The sequence below is a fragment of the Bacillus sp. F2HM genome (genome assembly GCF_019266135.1).
Classification (GTDB): domain Bacteria; phylum Bacillota; class Bacilli; order Bacillales; family Bacillaceae; genus Bacillus; species Bacillus safensis.
The window spans coordinates 17889-33339 of the sequence record NZ_LRMO01000025.1 but is presented as its reverse complement, the minus strand read 5'-3'; the positions used below and the strand labels follow the sequence as shown (position 1 = coordinate 33339).

Genomic DNA, 15451 nt, shown 5'->3' with positions numbered 1-15451 from the left:
ATGTTCACTTTCTAAACCTTTCTTTTGAGAACAAGTAAAGTAAAGTCATCATGCAGCTGAAAATCCTGCAGTTTGAGTAAGCTGGCGTAGATGGCATCCACCATTTCTTGAGCTGAATAGGATAGGTGCTCTGATATGAGTGTTTTGATGTCCTCCCGCTCTAAGAAACCATCCTCTGACTTGGATTCTGTGACCCCATCAGAGAATAAGATCACCATGTCTCCTACGTCCAAATGCTTCTCATACTGTCTGTAGTCAAAGTCTGGTGCGATTCCAAGGACAAGCCCTTTTGCGTCTAAATCGTAAAATGTGTTCTCTTTTTTGCAATAGAAAAAGCCCGGCTCATGACCAGCCGATGCGTATTTAAACTCATGCGTTTCTTTATTATAGCTGCCATAAAACATCGTGATAAACATACTTGGGTCTACGTTTTGCTCGACTACACGATTCAGTGTTTTCAGCACCTTTGTTGGGCCGCTCCCTGACTCTGGCAAGGAATCCATCGCATATTTAATCATCGACATACAGAGCGCAGCCGGGATTCCCTTTCCAATGACATCTGCGATCGCGATATTGATTGTATCGTGATCCGTCACAAAGTGGTAATAATCTCCACTCATCTGTTTTGCCGGTACACTAATCGCACCAATATCAAAGGTATCTCCTTCTGGAATTTTCGTTTCCAGAAGGGTTTGCTGAACATTTGCAGCAATTTCGATTTCAGATTTTATTTCTTGCTGGATGCCTCTGAGTGTTAAATGTTCTTGGTAGGCAAGTCCGTACCCAATCATGACTTCAATTAAGAAGTCTAGTGAATGAAAAACATCTTCCGGCAAATCAGGGTAAAGCTCCTGAATCACTTTTCGGTGAACACTCACTATTTCTTCAGGAGGTATTTGATGCTCAATGGTTTTACGGCTAAATTTTTGAGCTTGATAAAGCGATGTTTCAGTTAAATCACTGATATAACGACTGAGCAGCTGATGGTACCGCTGCTCCATTACCTCCTTAAAATCCATGGTTTCCCTCCTAGCGAAGCCACTTAACAGCTTGTATCTCCGTTCCTTGTTCTGGTGCAGAATCTAATTTAAATTCATCCATCAGTCGTCTGACGCCCGGAAGACCTGCTCCGAGCCCGCCTGATGTTGAAAATCCGTCTTCCATTACTTTACGTATATCCATGATACCTGGCCCCTCATCGGCTGCGATGACTTTGAGTCCACGCTTTCCGCGCTCCATCACTTCATCTATACAAATCTGACCTTTACCAGCGTATAAATAGATGTTTCGAGCTAATTCTGAAATGGCCGTCGTAATTCTTGCTTGGTCAACTGTTCCAAATCCAAGTTCTTTTGCAACATTGCGCCCCAGTTGTCTTGCTGCGACTATGTCCCATTCCGTCAATATTCTTACACAGGATTGGTCTTTCATATCTATTCCCCCAATTCCCGCTTCAGTGTCTCAAGCCCTTGTTCAAGATCTAGTGCTGTCTGAATTTCTTCAAGCGATATTCCAAGTTCAATCAGCGTCACAGCGACTGCCGGCTGTATTCCTGTTAATACAACTTTTGCTCCCATGAGCTTGGACATCGTGATCACATCACCTAATACCTTTGCAATAAAGGAATCAATCATGTCAACGGATGTAAGGTCAATGACAACACCGTTTGCTCCTGTTTCATGAATTTTATTCAGCAAGTCTTCTTGAAAGTGGAGAGCTGTTTGATCATCAAGCTCCCACTGTATCGAAATCAGAAGACAGTTATATAGTTTTAAGATTGGAATCTTCGGGTGATTTCTCACTGGGTTATCCCTCCAATGAAACAATTTTTCGATTTGTCATTTCCAAAGCAGTTTGAATTCCTTTTTGAAGGGTATTCTTTGTTGTAACTTGAGATAAATCAATTCCAAGGTTCACAATGGTTTGGGCTATTTCTGGACGAATACCGACAAGCAAGCACTTCGCACCTACTAATCTCACAGCCTCTGATGCTTGAATGATATGATGGGCCACCATTGTGTCAACGACAGGTACACCCGTAATATCAATTAAGACGACTTGTGAGCGATGTTTGACGACACCGTTGAGCAGATTCTCCATAATTTTTTTGGCACGTTCTGTGTCAATTGTTCCAACAAGCGGCATGACGGTAATGTGCTCAAATACTGGGATCAGCGGGGCAGAAAGTTCCTGCAGCGCGATTTTTTGAAGGTTGACTGTTTTCTCCCATGAGATGGAATACTGGTTTAAGATCTCGTTATGAATAGGTGTGATGAATCGATCAATTTGCCAGATGAGGTCATGACTTTCTTCTGTTGTATTTTTGTCATCGTTCATTTTTTGATATAAATGAGTACGGATTTCTGTTAGACCATTTGCCAGCAACTTAAGTGATATACCCATTTGAACAATTTTTAAAGCAAAAGTTTGGACTTTTTCTTCAAAATCTTCAGCATACCCTTCTGAAAGAGATGTAATGATTAAATGAACATATTCCGAACAGATGGTTTCATACATATTGTCGTTCAGCATCATGTCCGTTTCCTTTTCTCCGAGTCGTCTAAAAATGTCCGTCCACTCTTTTTGTAATTCCTCTCGATGCTCTCTTGCAAAAGCTAACACGATATGATTCGACATGTTTTACCCCCTACGTACATTAACAGCACTTCTTTTTAGTCTTTCTTCATTATAACGTTAATAAAAATTGAACACAAAAAAAGTTGCTCCCAAGAGAGCAACCAAATCTCACCATATTAAAAATCAATAAGAGCCAAACTCACTTGTAAGGCTTCATCAACCTTCTCCATCATCTCATCATCAAGATGTGTGATTTTATCTGTCAATCTTTGTTTATCGATTGTACGAATCTGCTCCAAGAGAATGACAGAATCTCGTTCAAAGCCGTAGCGCTTTGCATCAATTTCGACGTGAGTCGGTAATTTCGCTTTTTGTATTTGGGCTGTTATGGCTGCAACGATAGCAGTCGGGCTGAAGCGATTTCCAATGTCATTTTGAATCACCAATACTGGGCGAACCCCGCCCTGCTCGGAGCCAACAACAGGAGATAAATCAGCAAAGTAAACATCACCGCGTTTAACAATCAAATGTTTAACCCCCGCTGACTAATCGCTCAACTGTATTCTCAGCCTCAAATTCTGCGTATTGTGCCTCTGAAGAGATATTCAGATTAATTTTCGCCATCTCCATGTAGCCGCGTCTCATCGATTCACGATTTTGTCGAATATTACGTTCACGAATATACGTTTTTGTCGCTCGGTAGATCAATTCATTTCTTGTTACCTTATCCTGCTCTGCTACTCGTTCGATTTCAGACATCAAAGCCTCCGGTAGTCGAATCTTCATTTCGTTTGTTGCGCTGGATTCAGACAAAAAACATACACCTCCACAAAACTTACGGATACCGTTTCGATCCATTCCAAGACTAATCATACCATTATTCAATGCGCAAGCAAAGCTGTTTTTTCATGATTTCTTATTAGAACATGAAGCGGCTGTTCACCCGTAAATCAAAGATGATAATGGAGTTCCTCTTTCACATTATACGCTTTTTTCCGAAAATCATACGGTATTTCCAAAATCTCTAAAAAAGGGAGAATGTTTACCCCTTTTTTGTCGAATAAAAAGGAACGATGTCAGTTTGACGATCGTTCCTGTGAAAGCTGCTTAGAAAAAGCTTGACCCGCCTTGAAGCAGCGGATTTCGCACATGCACCCTTTTGCCGTCCTCTATATATACTCTTGGGACGCGATGGCCGATGGAGCAAGTGACTTCATAGTTAATGGTTTCAAGCCTTTTTGCAATTTCATCGACTGATACCATTTCTTCACCTTGTCCACCAATCAAAACGACTGGCTCCCCTGCTGGAAGGTTCTCTTTCAGTTCAACCATGAATTGATCCATACATACCCTTCCGGCAATCTTCCGGCGCTTTCCGCCAACAAGTACTTCCGTGCCTGCCAGCTTCCGGATCCACCCGTCTGCATAGCCGACTGGTACCGTACCGATCCATGTATCTTGATTAGCTGTATACGTCGCCCCATAGCTGACACTCTCACCCTTTTGAATAAGCTTCACATGGGCAAGCTTTGTATGAAGAGACATGGCTTCTTCCAGCTTGAAAGGAAGTTCATCTTTGATTTCCTCTGATGGTGACAGCCCGTACATACTGATGCCGAAGCGAACCATATTAAACAACACTTCTTTAAACCTTAAACCCGCTGCACTATTGGCACAATGAACGAGCAGCTTTTCCGTATGAAGCGGCTGAAGCAGGGTTTGAAAGGTGTCAACCTGCCGATCAAAATAGTTCTCATCCTTTTCATCCGCGGTCGCAAAGTGAGTAAATACTCCTTCCAGCTGTAAATAAGTATGCTCGCTGACGAGCTTCTTTACTTCGCTGACTTGCTCCAACGTTTTCACACCTAAACGGTTCATTCCGCTGTCTATTTTCAAATGAAAACGAATGGGTTGTCCCATCTGCCCTTTCACCATGTGGGCGACTTCCCTCAGCCACTCTATGGAGTAAGCAGTCATGATCACATTGTATCGAACAGCGGTTTTGACATACTCCGGCGGTACTGCGCCAAGTACAAGAATCGGTGCTTTAATGCCTTGATTTCTTAAAGAAATGGCCTCATCTAAAAAGGCTACAGCTAACAAGTCTGCTCCTTCTTTGAGTGCAGCTCTTGCCACTTCTATATCTCCATGTCCATATGCATTGGCTTTCACAACAGCCATCAATTGAACATTTTGACCGATATGATCTTTCATATGTGAAACATTGTGCTTGATTGCTGTTAAATTAATTTCTGCCCATGTGTCTCTATAAAAGGCATTTGTGTCCATCAGTCACACTTCCCTATTGAATGATTCAATCCCTTCATATGATACTAAAAATCAAGAATAATGTGAAACAAATCAAAGAAAATCAGCCCTTGCACAGGGCTGATGCTTCATTTATTAAGGCTTTCCGCCTGAGAACTTCATTTATTTAGCTGACTGGCCTTCTACACTCTTTGCGACCATCAAAAGCTCTTCTTTCGATAGATCACTTGAGGAAATTAAGTAGTCAACTCCGTCAGATGTCCATGAGAGGGATTGATCTGTCAGAACCCCTACTGTCATACCAAGATCGACCGGCTCGCCGTTCATCGTGACAGGCGTAGACGCTTCAGCTACTCGCGCTTTTTCCTGAATGAGTGTGAAGGATTTCTTGCCGCCGTACGTAATCACATAACGCTTCCCAGCATCTGTCGTCATTTCTTTCTCTTCCATCTTCTTCACGCCTTCTGGCATATCAACTGGTGTTTTCACCGCAAAGCTGTCAGATGGGTCTGCACTTGTGGCAACATCCATTTGAGAGAGTGTCATGTTTTTCTTCTCATCAAATGCATCTTTGTCAAAAGATTTATTGAATTCAAAGTGAGAGAATTCCACTTTCACCATTGGCTTTTTGTCGCTATCCAGCACTTTCACACTGGCAGGCGCCATTGTTTTCTTATGAAAGGTAATCTCTTGGGTAGGCAGCATTTGGTTGTGCTGATAATTGGTCTTCGTTTCGAACACATACTTTGACTCTTTCGCTTTGAACTGAGCTGCGCTGTCATTTTTAATATCCTTCACAAGTGATTCGAATAAATAGACCTGACTGCTATTATTCGGCCAATCACTATGGAAACGGAAGCTCTTGTTCAATGAAGGTGTCAGCACAAACACACCATTGCCATTTCTTAAAATGACTTGACTCTGATCCTTTTTCGGATTTTCTAAATAGACACGGTAAAGCTCCGGCTTTTTGTACCAAATTTCTACCTGGTACTCCTGCGGGTCATTTCCTGTCTCAATGGTCATTTTTGCTTTGGCTTTGTATGATGTCATTTCCTCTGCCTTTTTGTTTAAATCTCCAACGATATCCTGCTGAGATTTTTGACCGCATGCGGAGAGAATCAGTACAAAAAGGATTCCCGTTACAAGCAAAACAAAGCTTTTTCTCACCCTTTTCAACCCCTTCGTTAATTGTGTTAAAAGGAAGAAACCGCTTGTTTGACTTTAACAGTACGCCTCAAGAGTTAATTGCGTACCGCGAACCATCAAAGCCTGTTAGCAACTCGCCCTTCCTTATCGCACTACCCAATATATGAAGGGGGGACAAACAATATGCAGACTAGCTTGACAACCTTTCAATTAAAACTTGTGCAGCAGCATATTCCTTTGTATGGGTAATGGACACATGAACCTGATCTCCCTCTGCTTTCTTGCTTTTGATGAAGGGTTTTCCCTTAACGTCTTTTTGAATGTCTATGTCATGAAAGCTTAAATGCTGACCGATTCCTGTTCCATATGCTTTAGCGAAAGCTTCCTTTGCCGCAAAACGCCCTGCCAAAAATTCCAGCTGTCTTTTTTCATTGAGTGTACGAAAGACGTCCTGTTCACTTAAAGTCAAAATTCGTTCCGGTAAACGAGGCTGTCTGCTGAGCACTCGCGAAAGACGGTCGATCTCTACAATATCAATGCCTATTCCTTTGATCATGAGGTACCTCCTATGATACTCGTACTAATTTGAGTGTTCGCTTCATAAACGTGTTACTATAAACTTACCATTATCTAGTCAAAAGGGGTTTGTTATGTTTATTCGAACGGAGAGCTTTCAACAATTTATTAGATCGTATCCAATCGTAACAGCGATCCTTGCTTTACAAATTGGCCTGTGGCTTATATTTGCGGTTCCTATCCCTATTATACAGCTTGGACAGGATCATCTCGTCGGTTTCAATTATGGTGTAGCGGCTGGAGAATGGTGGCGGCTCGTCACACCTATTTTTCTTCACGGAAGTCTCACGCATATTTTATTTAATTCCATGTCCCTTTTCTTATTCGCCCCAGCGCTTGAACATTTGCTTGGGAAGGTTCGATTTCTGATCATTTATCTTGGTGCAGGATTCATTGGCAATCTCGGAACCTATTGGGTGGAGCCTTTAGAGTATGTACACGTTGGCGCTTCTGGTGCGATCTTCGGTTTGTTTGGTGTTTATCTATACCTTGTCCTGTTTAAACCGCACATGATGGACCGCGGAAATTCACAAGTGATTTTAACGATTCTTGCTGTTTCTGTCATCATGACGTTCGTCAATTCGAACATCAATATCATGGCTCACTTATTTGGATTGATCGGCGGTATGATTCTAGCACCGATTACGCTGCTTTTCCATTCGAAAAAAAGACGCTATTGATCTCATAAAAAATGTCGATCACTCCTCAAGCAGGAGCTGATCGACATTTTTCGTTTAAGACGATTGATTTTTTTCATACGAATACCAATCAAATACACGTGCCGCATCTTCTTCCTCAAGGTGATGCACACCAAAGGAATCAAGCAGCGCAGAGGATTTCACAAAGGTATGAATACTTGCGACCCGGCCTTTCTTTTGGAAAAAAGATTGCGTCATCGTATAGTTTTGCATTCGTTTTCTCAAGACAATGCCAGTGGTCTTGCCAATGCCTCTTGATGTCATTTGAATCAATGAATCTTTGATTGTATATCCTGATTGTTCATAAGCTAAATAGCCAAAGAATAGAGCTAGTGGTAACGGAATGAGTCCCAAATATCCCCATGGCGGAAAGCGTACCGACAGGATGACACCTACAAGTAACGGCACAAAACCATATGAGATCAGGTAGCGTTTGAGTGAACGTTTTGGCACTTTTTTCAGCTCTGTTTCTGGTGCTACATGATAATGATCGGTGAATTGTGACAGCAATTCATTTATTTTTTTCTTCCGAATGAGCGGAAATAAGACGGAAGAGGTTTCTTTCTCTGTCATTGAACCTCCTGCACTAACAAGCATCACCGTCGCAAAACCAAAAGGCTCACGGATCATATTCTCTTTGATTTTCACTGCTTGAATTCTCGCAAGTGGAATGGTCATTTGATGTCTCTCGATGAGCCCTCTTGTAATGATGATGTCATTCCCTTTTCGTTTTGCAGCAAAATTTGCATACTGAAGTGCTGTTACCCCAACACTCAGGATCCAAGCGATCAATACGGCAAGAAATATTAAAATCGCATAGATTTCAATGCTCGCATGACTTAAAAAAGAGAACTGCTTGAAGAACCCGTCCAAAGGGAGAATTTCATCTATTTGCGTGTAGATGGCGAGACACCCGGAGATAATGACACCAATACCGCTTGAAGTGGTCGCAGCCAAAAGCAATTCTGGCACACCCATACGATAGGAGACATTGATTTCTTCCTGCATAGGTTTTTGCGCAGTCAAATGGCCAGGCAGAACACCTGCTTCATCCGTCATTTCTTCTTCCTGCAAGCTTTTCTTCCGGTTGAAAATCGACTGCTTTAATTGTTCCGCTTCTGCTTTTGTAATCGCGGTCAGGCTCACTTCTGGACCATCCGTTCCGCCTGCCGTTTCGATTTGAACCCGCACTAAACCGAAAATCCGCTGAAAAATGCCTTCACTTGTATTAACCGTTTGAATTCGTTCTAACGAGATATATTTTTTCTTTTTCGTAATCACACCCGATTCCACACGAAATTCATCGTCTTCCATCCGGTAAGTGAATCGTCTCCATTCTAAAATGGTAAAAACGGCTTTCCACAAAAGAAGCACACCAAGAATGATAAATGCATAAAAGCGAATGCTCGAATTCGAGTTCACAAAAATCAACACGAAAAAAGGGATAATGAAGTTTTTGATCATGGATACAGCATCTGCTATAAAATCAATGAACATCGAAATGGGATGTACACGTTTTGGTTCAGACATCATCTTCCGTCACCCTTGCTAAACGAGATATGTAATCACGAAGCTCATCTGCCTCTTCTAATTCTAGCGCTGGTATATCATGAACTGTGGCAGCAGTCGAAATTTGAACAGATGCCAAACGGTAGCGCCTTAAAAGCGGCCCTTGAGATGTATCAACATGCTGAACACGAACCATTGGCACAATGACACGTGTGACGCGAATGAGTCCATGCTGTATTTCAATTTCATTTTCGAATACTTCGTAGCGCCAGATGTGGTGGCGGATTTTTGGTATGAGCCAAATGCCAAAAATGACCTGTAAGACCCATAAACCAGAAAGGATCGCTCCAATCCAATATGGCCATTGAAAATAGTAGCTAGCAACAAATACCCCAATGATGATGAGTAAGAAAATCAATGAGATAATTCCATTTTGAAGACGCCATACCTTTAAACCATTTAAACTAATTTGACGTTGCGGCTGTTTTCTCACATTCTTCCCCCATTCTCTTACTTTTCTATCAATATATTACGTAACAAAGCCTAAAAAGTTTCAATTTCAGCCTGTTAAAAAAAGCGAACCCTGCAAAGGATTCGCTCTTGTATGTTAGTTGTTATAAGATTTCTTTTGACGACGATCATTAGAAGAACGATTGCGGTCATTTGAAGAACGCTTTTTATCACCATAAGATGAACGGGTGTTCTTACCTTTTCCACGGTAGCCTCCGCCACCGCCGCCGTCTCTGCGTTTAGAAGAGCTGCGGTTGTTACGATGACGTTTAGAAATCATCGGTGCTTCATCTGTTAAACGAACAGGCGTTGCATCCGGCTCTTTTGTCATCATTTTGATCGCAGCTGCAACCACTGTTACAGAATCATGATCTTCCAACAATTCAGCAGCAGCTGTCATGTAGAAGTTCAAGTTGTTTTCACTGATGATTGTTCGTAGACGGTCAACTGTTACTTGCTGTTGTCCTTCAATCGCCTCATCTAGTGTAGGTTCTTTCATACGATCCATTTTACGTTTAGTCGTTTGCTCAATCGCACGAAGCATATCTTTTTCACGTGGTGTGATGAATGTCATCGCCATACCTGTACGTCCAGCACGTCCTGTACGTCCAATACGGTGCACGTAGCTTTCTGGATCTTGCGGTACGTCAAAGTTATACACGTGTGTTACGCCTGAGATATCAAGTCCACGTGCTGCAACGTCTGTTGCGACAAGCACATCGATTGAACCCTCTTTGAATTTACGAAGCGCAACCATACGTTTTGCTTGAGTCAGGTCACCATGAATTCCTTCAGCTGTATAACCTCTAAGGTTAAGTGCTTCAGTCAATTCGTCAACACGGCGTTTCGTACGGCCGAAGACAATTGAAAGCTCAGGTGATTGAATGTCAAGAAGACGAGTCAATGTATCAAACTTTTTGCGTTCGTGAATATCCAAATAGAACTGTTGGATGTTAGATACAGTCATTTCTTTCGCTTTTACTTTCACGTGTTCTGGGTTTGTCATGAAACGCTCTGCAATGCGCTTAATTGGTGCAGGCATTGTCGCAGAGAATAAAAGTGTTTGGTGTTCACTTGGTACATTTGAAAGGATCGCTTCAATGTCTTCGATGAAACCCATGTTTAGCATTTCGTCTGCTTCATCTAGCACAACTGTTTCAACGTTTTGAAGACGCATTGTACGACGGTTAATGTGATCGAGTAAACGTCCTGGAGTCCCTACGATGATATGAGGATTTTTCTTGAGCGAACGGATTTGACGGCCGATATCTTGTCCACCGTAAATAGGAAGTACGCGTGCACGCTTGTCTTGGCCGATTTTATATAGCTCTTCAGATACTTGAATCGCTAATTCTCTTGTTGGCGCAATAATAATCGCTTGGATATTTGGAGACGCTGGGTCGATTTTTTCAACCAGAGGAATACCAAATGCTGCAGTTTTTCCTGTTCCTGTTTGTGCTTGTCCGATGACATCTTTATTTTGAAGACCGAGAGGAATCGTTTCTGCTTGAATCGGTGTTGCTTCTTCAAATCCCATGCGGTTAATAGCCTTCATGAGACTTTCGCTTAATTGAAAATCTTGAAACGTTATAGTCAATTTATTCAAACTCCTTCTAATTGCTGTTTCAGTAATCTCGTGAATGATCATTAAAAACTGCCCTTTTCTGAAAGGACAGGTCCATTATATACAAAGCCCGAATTACCCTACCTTATATCTTACCATTACACTATTTGTTTTTCAACAAGACAGAAATGGATATATCTACTGTTCTACAATGACAGATTCACCTTCACTTTGATCTCCGTCCATCCATTTCCACTTTTCAAACAGTTGAATTTTTCCGTTATCCAGCTGCTTTGGAGTGGAATTGCAAGTCCCGCTTCTCATACTGCCGTCCTTGCTTACATGGTGGTATCTAAAATGAAGTGTTCCATCCTCATTCACAGTTCCTACAAGTACGCCAGATATAATACTGCCGCCTTGATATGTGCCCGTTAATATATTCCCGTCCTGACGATATTGAAATATGGTTCCTGCTGATACTTCTCCGTTACTCGAATTAGATTGCGGGATAAAGGTTTTTCCGTCATATTGAAACAACCGAATCAACCACCTTTTCTTTCCTATTGTACCATATGCCTGTCACTCATTCGACAAAAATGATGCAAATTTTAACAAGTGGGATTCAATTTATATTAGTTTAGCCACATTTTAGCTTTTCTATATATTAAATTGCTTTTTTTAGAAAATGTTCTACTTTCTCAAACAATTGCTGGGCACATGGCTCATGACAAACATGATGTTTACAATCGGGCAAATAAAACATTTCTTTCTGGCGAGACGGGACTTTATGATAAATAAATTCTGCACTTGAAGCGGGCACAATTCCGTCGCTTTCCCCTTGAACAATTAACACAGGCAGATGAAGCTTCTCAAGCGAATTCTTCGTTTGCTTTACCAGCTTCATAAATTCTATCGCAGCTGACAGCGGCGTGCTTGTGAGCTTATGACGATATCGATCATACAAAGGGTTTGTATCAATTAACCCAGACAGGGACTCCTTTACCATCTGCCTTGTGTCTTGCATCATTTGTTTTGGGTTCACATATTTAGCCGCAGCACTTAATAGGACGAGACGGGCAACTGGGTACTTCGCTGCTAAGTAAGAAGCAATCATTCCGCCCATAGAAAAGCCAATCAAATACACGGTGTCACAAGTTCGATAAAGGGATAGAAGTTCGAGTTCAGCTGTCGCTATCCATTCTTGATAAAGAATGCCTTTTAACTGAAGCTCATCCCCATGCCCCGGAAGCGTGACAGACTGCACTTCCCAATCTGCCGTCTGTTTTAAATATTGCGCCAGCGGTTCTACTTCATAAGGGGCACCCGTAAAACCGTGGATACATAAACAGCCAATCATTCTGTCACCTTCTCACTTTTATAGTGCAGTAATGACTTCTTCCAATTTCATACCGCGTGAGGCTTTGACAAGCACAACATCGTCAGGCCCTGCCACTTCAGCTAGTTTTTTCTTCAGGTCCTCTTTGTCCATAAAGGAGAATACGTGCTCAGCTCCGAATGATTTTTTCGCTCCTTCAGCAATGAATGCACCTAGACGGCCATACGTCATAACATGATCAATAAATTCCGGCTTGATGTAACGGCCAAGTTCATAATGATACATTTCTTCTTCACTGCCCATTTCGAGCATATCTCCAAGTACAAGAATACGATTGGCGAAGCCGTCCATATCCCCTACAAGATCAATAGCTGCTTTCATAGAAGTAGGACTTGCATTATACGCATCATTAATGACAGTGATTCCTTTGTCTGTTTTAAACAGCTCAAGACGCATCCCCGTCAATTTCGTTTGCATCAGTCCTTGGGCAATTTGTCTTTCATTCAGCCCAAAATGCTGGCCTATAGCAATAGCAGCAAGTGCATTCTTCACATTATGTTTCCCTAATACAGGAATGAGAAAACCTTGGGCATACCCTTCGACCTGAAATTCTGTTCCTTCTGCAAGCTGGTTGATGTGCGTTACCTTGATATCACAGTCCTCTGCTTCTCCAAAGGTTTTTACACGCTGAGAGAGTGAACTTGCTCTTTCGCGAAGCAAAGGCTCATCACCTAAGTAATAAAAGATGCCGTCTTCTTTTAAGCCTTTTACGATCTCACATTTTGCATCAGCAATGGCTTCTCTTGATCCTAAATCTTGCATATGAGATTCCCCGATATTTGTGATGACTGCTGCATCCGGCTCAGCGAGGTCTGATAAAAATTCGATTTCGCCTTTTGCACTCATGCCCATCTCCAAAACCGCAATATCGGTTCCTTCTGGCATTGCAAGAATGGTGAGCGGAAGACCGATATGATTATTAAAGTTACCGTCTGTTTTATGAACTTGATACGCTGTTTGCAAGACGGAATGAATCATGTCTTTCGTTGTGGTTTTCCCATTACTTCCTGTAATACCGACAACACGAGGGTTTTCTTCTTTTAAGTATGATTTCGCCAGCTGTTGAAGCGCAGCTAGTGTATCCTCTACAAGAATTACTGGAACGCCTTCTGGCGGATTGGCTTCTTTTTGATTCCAAAGAACAGCTGAGGCTCCTAGCTCCACTGCTTTTGAAGCAAATGTGTGACCGTTAAAATGTTCTCCGATAAGCGGGATAAACAGGGCGCCGTTTGATACTTTTCGTGTATCTGTTGTCACTCCGTGAATCTGCTCTTCGCCAAAAGCTTGATTAGATAGGGTTCCACCAGCCATTTGGGCGATTTGTTTCACTGTACGTTTGATCATGATTTTTCGCCTCTCTTTCTCATTTCACGTTTGAAGGAAAAGAGACACTACCTAAGGATAGTGTCTGCTTGCTGCTCACATTAAAAAGTTGTTTTAATGGTTTGTTTTTCTTGATGGCGTTCAATTGCAAGTGACACCAGCTTTTCAATCAACTCTGGATACTCTACACCAGTGTGTTTCCAAAGTAATGGGAACATACTAAAAGGTGTGAATCCAGGCATTGTATTCACTTCATTGATCAACACTTCACCTTTTTCTGTAAGGAAGAAGTCTGCACGTACGAGACCAGATCCATCAAGGGCTTTAAATGCCTTAATCGCCATGTCATGAATCGTCTTATATTCATCCTCTGACACACTCGCAGGAATGATCAAATCTGTATCGCCATCTTCATATTTTGCTTTGTAATCATAAAAATCTGTTTTAGGTGCAATCTCACCAACAACAGAGCATTTCGGCTCATCGTTGCCTAATACACCAATCTCGATTTCTCTTCCAACGACGCCTTCTTCTACGACCACACGACGATCATATTGGAAAGCGAGGTCAAATGCAGTCTGCAGTTCTTCTTTGCTGCGGCATTTGCTAATTCCAACACTCGACCCCATGTTGGCAGGTTTCACAAAGCATGGATAGCCAAGTACTTGTTCCACCTGTTCTAAGCTGTCTGGTGTCGCTTTCTCATAGTCTTTTTTATTGAAAGAAAGGTGCTTTGCTTGTGCAAGTCCTGCTTGTGCAAAAACATCTTTCATCATGACTTTATCCATACCCGCAGCAGACGCGAGAACGCCGTTGCCGACATACGGGATATTTAACAGCTCAAGTAATCCTTGCATTGTGCCATCTTCTCCATTTGGTCCGTGCAGCAACGGGAAGACAACATCAATTTTCTCATCAGCCGATGCTGGCTGTGGAAACATGCTTTCATTTAAAGAAGTTGGTAAAAACGTCTTTGCGTTCTGTTCAAATTGAAGCATTTTGACGTTTGATACTGGTTCAGTGAGTTTTTCCCCTCTTAACCATTCACCCTCTTCTGTAATATAAATTGGATGTATATCGAACTTCTCAGTGTTAAGTGCTTTTGTAACTGCAAGGGCTGTTTGCAGTGATACATTATGTTCGGCTGACTTTCCGCCGTAAATCAATCCTAAACTTATTTTCAATGGATACTCCCCCCACTAAAATTCATCTTTACTATCTTATCACTTTCAAGCAAAAATGCTCTAATTAATTTTTGTTGTTACGTAATTGAAATGATTTGTAAAGGTTGTAAGCGCCTCCCGAGCATTTGTATGTCATTCGCCTTTATTTTATATTAAAATGACATTGAAAAGGAGTTGTGACAAATTGAAAAAAATCACAAGTACTGAACAATTCAATGAAATGATTCAATCAGACAAAGAAGTCATCGTTAAATTCTTTGCAACATGGTGTCCTGACTGCACAAGAATGGACATGTTCATTCCAGACATCCTAGAAGCTTATGCTCACCATGAATGGTTTGAAATAAATAAAGATGATTTCCCAGAATTAGCTGAAACGTATCAGGTAATGGGCATTCCAAGCCTGTTAATTTTCAAAAATGGTGAAAAAACAGGTCATTTACACAGTGCAAACGCAAAATCGCCTGAAGAAGTGACAGAATTTCTTCAAGAGCACGTTTCTTAATTGATGAAACGAAGGACATCAGCAAACTCTTGCTGATGTCTTTTTTCTTTTTAAATCTCTTCATAAGACGAGCTGCACAGCCAAAACGTTTCAAATTGATGTTTTACTTACGACAAGTCATGACAAAATTATTTCCTGGGAAAGAATGCAGCGTCGAACGAGCTTGGAATATGTCGGTTACGTGAATTTTCT

The 15451-nt window shown here is 41.7% G+C and carries 18 protein-coding genes; 2 read left to right on the top strand and 16 right to left on the bottom strand.

Annotated elements, in window-relative coordinates; all coding sequences use genetic code 11:
- Positions 1-11 precede the first annotated feature (11 nt).
- From AWT60_RS15675 to acpS, 9 genes are all read right to left on the bottom strand, one after another.
- Positions 12-1019: a PP2C family protein-serine/threonine phosphatase gene (locus tag AWT60_RS15675; protein WP_041107448.1), complete on the bottom strand. Its 1008-nt coding sequence runs from the start codon at positions 1017-1019 to the stop codon at positions 12-14.
- A gap of 10 nt (positions 1020-1029) precedes the next feature.
- The gene (locus AWT60_RS15670) at positions 1030-1431 is read right to left on the bottom strand and encodes an anti-sigma regulatory factor (protein WP_024425390.1); all 402 of its coding nucleotides are present in this window, start codon (positions 1429-1431) and stop codon (positions 1030-1032) included.
- Between the two features lie 2 nt (positions 1432-1433).
- Positions 1434-1802: an RsbT antagonist protein RsbS gene (gene rsbS / locus AWT60_RS15665; protein WP_003214235.1), complete on the bottom strand. Its 369-nt coding sequence runs from the start codon at positions 1800-1802 to the stop codon at positions 1434-1436.
- A gap of 4 nt (positions 1803-1806) precedes the next feature.
- Positions 1807-2637 carry an RsbT co-antagonist protein RsbRA gene (locus AWT60_RS15660; RefSeq protein ID WP_163115573.1) on the bottom strand — a complete coding sequence of 277 codons (831 nt, stop codon included), beginning with the start codon at positions 2635-2637 and terminating at the stop codon, positions 1807-1809.
- Positions 2638-2753: 116 nt separating this feature from the next.
- Positions 2754-3104: a type II toxin-antitoxin system endoribonuclease NdoA gene (ndoA, locus tag AWT60_RS15655; protein WP_024425388.1), complete on the bottom strand. Its 351-nt coding sequence runs from the start codon at positions 3102-3104 to the stop codon at positions 2754-2756.
- A gap of 4 nt (positions 3105-3108) precedes the next feature.
- Positions 3109-3390: a hypothetical protein gene (locus AWT60_RS15650; protein ID WP_003214273.1), complete on the bottom strand. Its 282-nt coding sequence runs from the start codon at positions 3388-3390 to the stop codon at positions 3109-3111.
- Positions 3391-3684: 294 nt separating this feature from the next.
- On the bottom strand, positions 3685-4866 hold the full coding sequence (gene alr, locus AWT60_RS15645) for an alanine racemase (protein ID WP_218677439.1): 1182 nt from the start codon (positions 4864-4866) through the stop codon (positions 3685-3687).
- A 141-nt stretch (positions 4867-5007) separates the two neighbouring features.
- Positions 5008-6024 (bottom strand): outer membrane lipoprotein-sorting protein, encoded by a 1017-nt coding sequence (locus tag AWT60_RS15640; protein ID WP_087975235.1) that lies wholly within the window; start codon positions 6022-6024, stop codon positions 5008-5010.
- A gap of 160 nt (positions 6025-6184) precedes the next feature.
- Entirely contained in the window at positions 6185-6550 is a 366-nt protein-coding gene (acpS, locus tag AWT60_RS15635; protein ID WP_163115575.1) for a holo-ACP synthase, read from the bottom strand.
- 94 nt (positions 6551-6644) lie between these two features.
- Between acpS and AWT60_RS15630 the strand changes: the two genes are divergently transcribed.
- Entirely contained in the window at positions 6645-7250 is a 606-nt protein-coding gene (locus tag AWT60_RS15630) for a rhomboid family intramembrane serine protease (protein WP_041116754.1), read from the top strand.
- A gap of 54 nt (positions 7251-7304) precedes the next feature.
- Here AWT60_RS15630 and AWT60_RS15625 read toward each other — a convergent pair whose 3' ends face one another.
- From AWT60_RS15625 to AWT60_RS15595, 7 genes are all read right to left on the bottom strand, one after another.
- Positions 7305-8801: a PH domain-containing protein gene (locus AWT60_RS15625; protein ID WP_218677438.1), complete on the bottom strand. Its 1497-nt coding sequence runs from the start codon at positions 8799-8801 to the stop codon at positions 7305-7307.
- The gene (locus AWT60_RS15620; protein ID WP_024425383.1) at positions 8791-9270 is read right to left on the bottom strand and encodes a PH domain-containing protein; all 480 of its coding nucleotides are present in this window, start codon (positions 9268-9270) and stop codon (positions 8791-8793) included. The genes AWT60_RS15625 and AWT60_RS15620 overlap by 11 nt, the downstream gene beginning before the upstream one ends.
- A 114-nt stretch (positions 9271-9384) precedes the next feature.
- Positions 9385-10884, bottom strand: coding sequence for a degradosome RNA helicase CshA (gene cshA, locus AWT60_RS15615; RefSeq protein WP_034283956.1), 1500 nt, complete (start codon positions 10882-10884; stop codon positions 9385-9387).
- A gap of 165 nt (positions 10885-11049) precedes the next feature.
- Positions 11050-11388, bottom strand: coding sequence for an avidin-fold protein (locus AWT60_RS15610; RefSeq protein WP_046313963.1), 339 nt, complete (start codon positions 11386-11388; stop codon positions 11050-11052).
- A 127-nt stretch (positions 11389-11515) separates the two neighbouring features.
- Complete coding sequence (locus AWT60_RS15605; protein WP_041107465.1) at positions 11516-12208, bottom strand: alpha/beta hydrolase; 693 nt, start codon at positions 12206-12208, stop codon at positions 11516-11518.
- 18 nt (positions 12209-12226) lie between these two features.
- A complete protein-coding gene (locus tag AWT60_RS15600; protein WP_041107467.1) occupies positions 12227-13591 on the bottom strand; it encodes a UDP-N-acetylmuramoyl-tripeptide--D-alanyl-D-alanine ligase in 1365 nt (454 codons plus the stop codon).
- Positions 13592-13671: 80 nt separating this feature from the next.
- The gene (locus tag AWT60_RS15595) at positions 13672-14754 is read right to left on the bottom strand and encodes a D-alanine--D-alanine ligase (protein ID WP_041089190.1); all 1083 of its coding nucleotides are present in this window, start codon (positions 14752-14754) and stop codon (positions 13672-13674) included.
- 184 nt (positions 14755-14938) lie between these two features.
- Between AWT60_RS15595 and AWT60_RS15590 the strand changes: the two genes are divergently transcribed.
- Positions 14939-15259: a thioredoxin family protein gene (locus AWT60_RS15590; protein WP_034283964.1), complete on the top strand. Its 321-nt coding sequence runs from the start codon at positions 14939-14941 to the stop codon at positions 15257-15259.
- Positions 15260-15451: the final 192 nt, after the last annotated feature.

Excerpts from the sequence above, each read along its gene's own strand:
- AWT60_RS15605 (WP_041107465.1), bottom strand. The coding sequence starts at position 12,208 with ATGATTGGCTGTTTATGTATCCACGGTTTTACGGGTGCCCCTTATGAA.
- acpS (WP_163115575.1), bottom strand. The coding sequence starts at position 6,550 with ATGATCAAAGGAATAGGCATTGATATTGTAGAGATCGACCGTCTTTCG.
- AWT60_RS15660 (WP_163115573.1), bottom strand. The coding sequence starts at position 2,637 with ATGTCGAATCATATCGTGTTAGCTTTTGCAAGAGAGCATCGAGAGGAA.
- alr (WP_218677439.1), bottom strand. The coding sequence starts at position 4,866 with ATGGACACAAATGCCTTTTATAGAGACACATGGGCAGAAATTAATTTA.
- AWT60_RS15675 (WP_041107448.1), bottom strand. The coding sequence starts at position 1,019 with ATGGATTTTAAGGAGGTAATGGAGCAGCGGTACCATCAGCTGCTCAGT.
- AWT60_RS15600 (WP_041107467.1), bottom strand. The coding sequence starts at position 13,591 with ATGATCAAACGTACAGTGAAACAAATCGCCCAAATGGCTGGTGGAACC.
- AWT60_RS15670 (WP_024425390.1), bottom strand. The coding sequence starts at position 1,431 with ATGAAAGACCAATCCTGTGTAAGAATATTGACGGAATGGGACATAGTC.
- AWT60_RS15630 (WP_041116754.1), top strand. The coding sequence starts at position 6,645 with ATGTTTATTCGAACGGAGAGCTTTCAACAATTTATTAGATCGTATCCA.
- AWT60_RS15625 (WP_218677438.1), bottom strand. The coding sequence starts at position 8,801 with ATGATGTCTGAACCAAAACGTGTACATCCCATTTCGATGTTCATTGAT.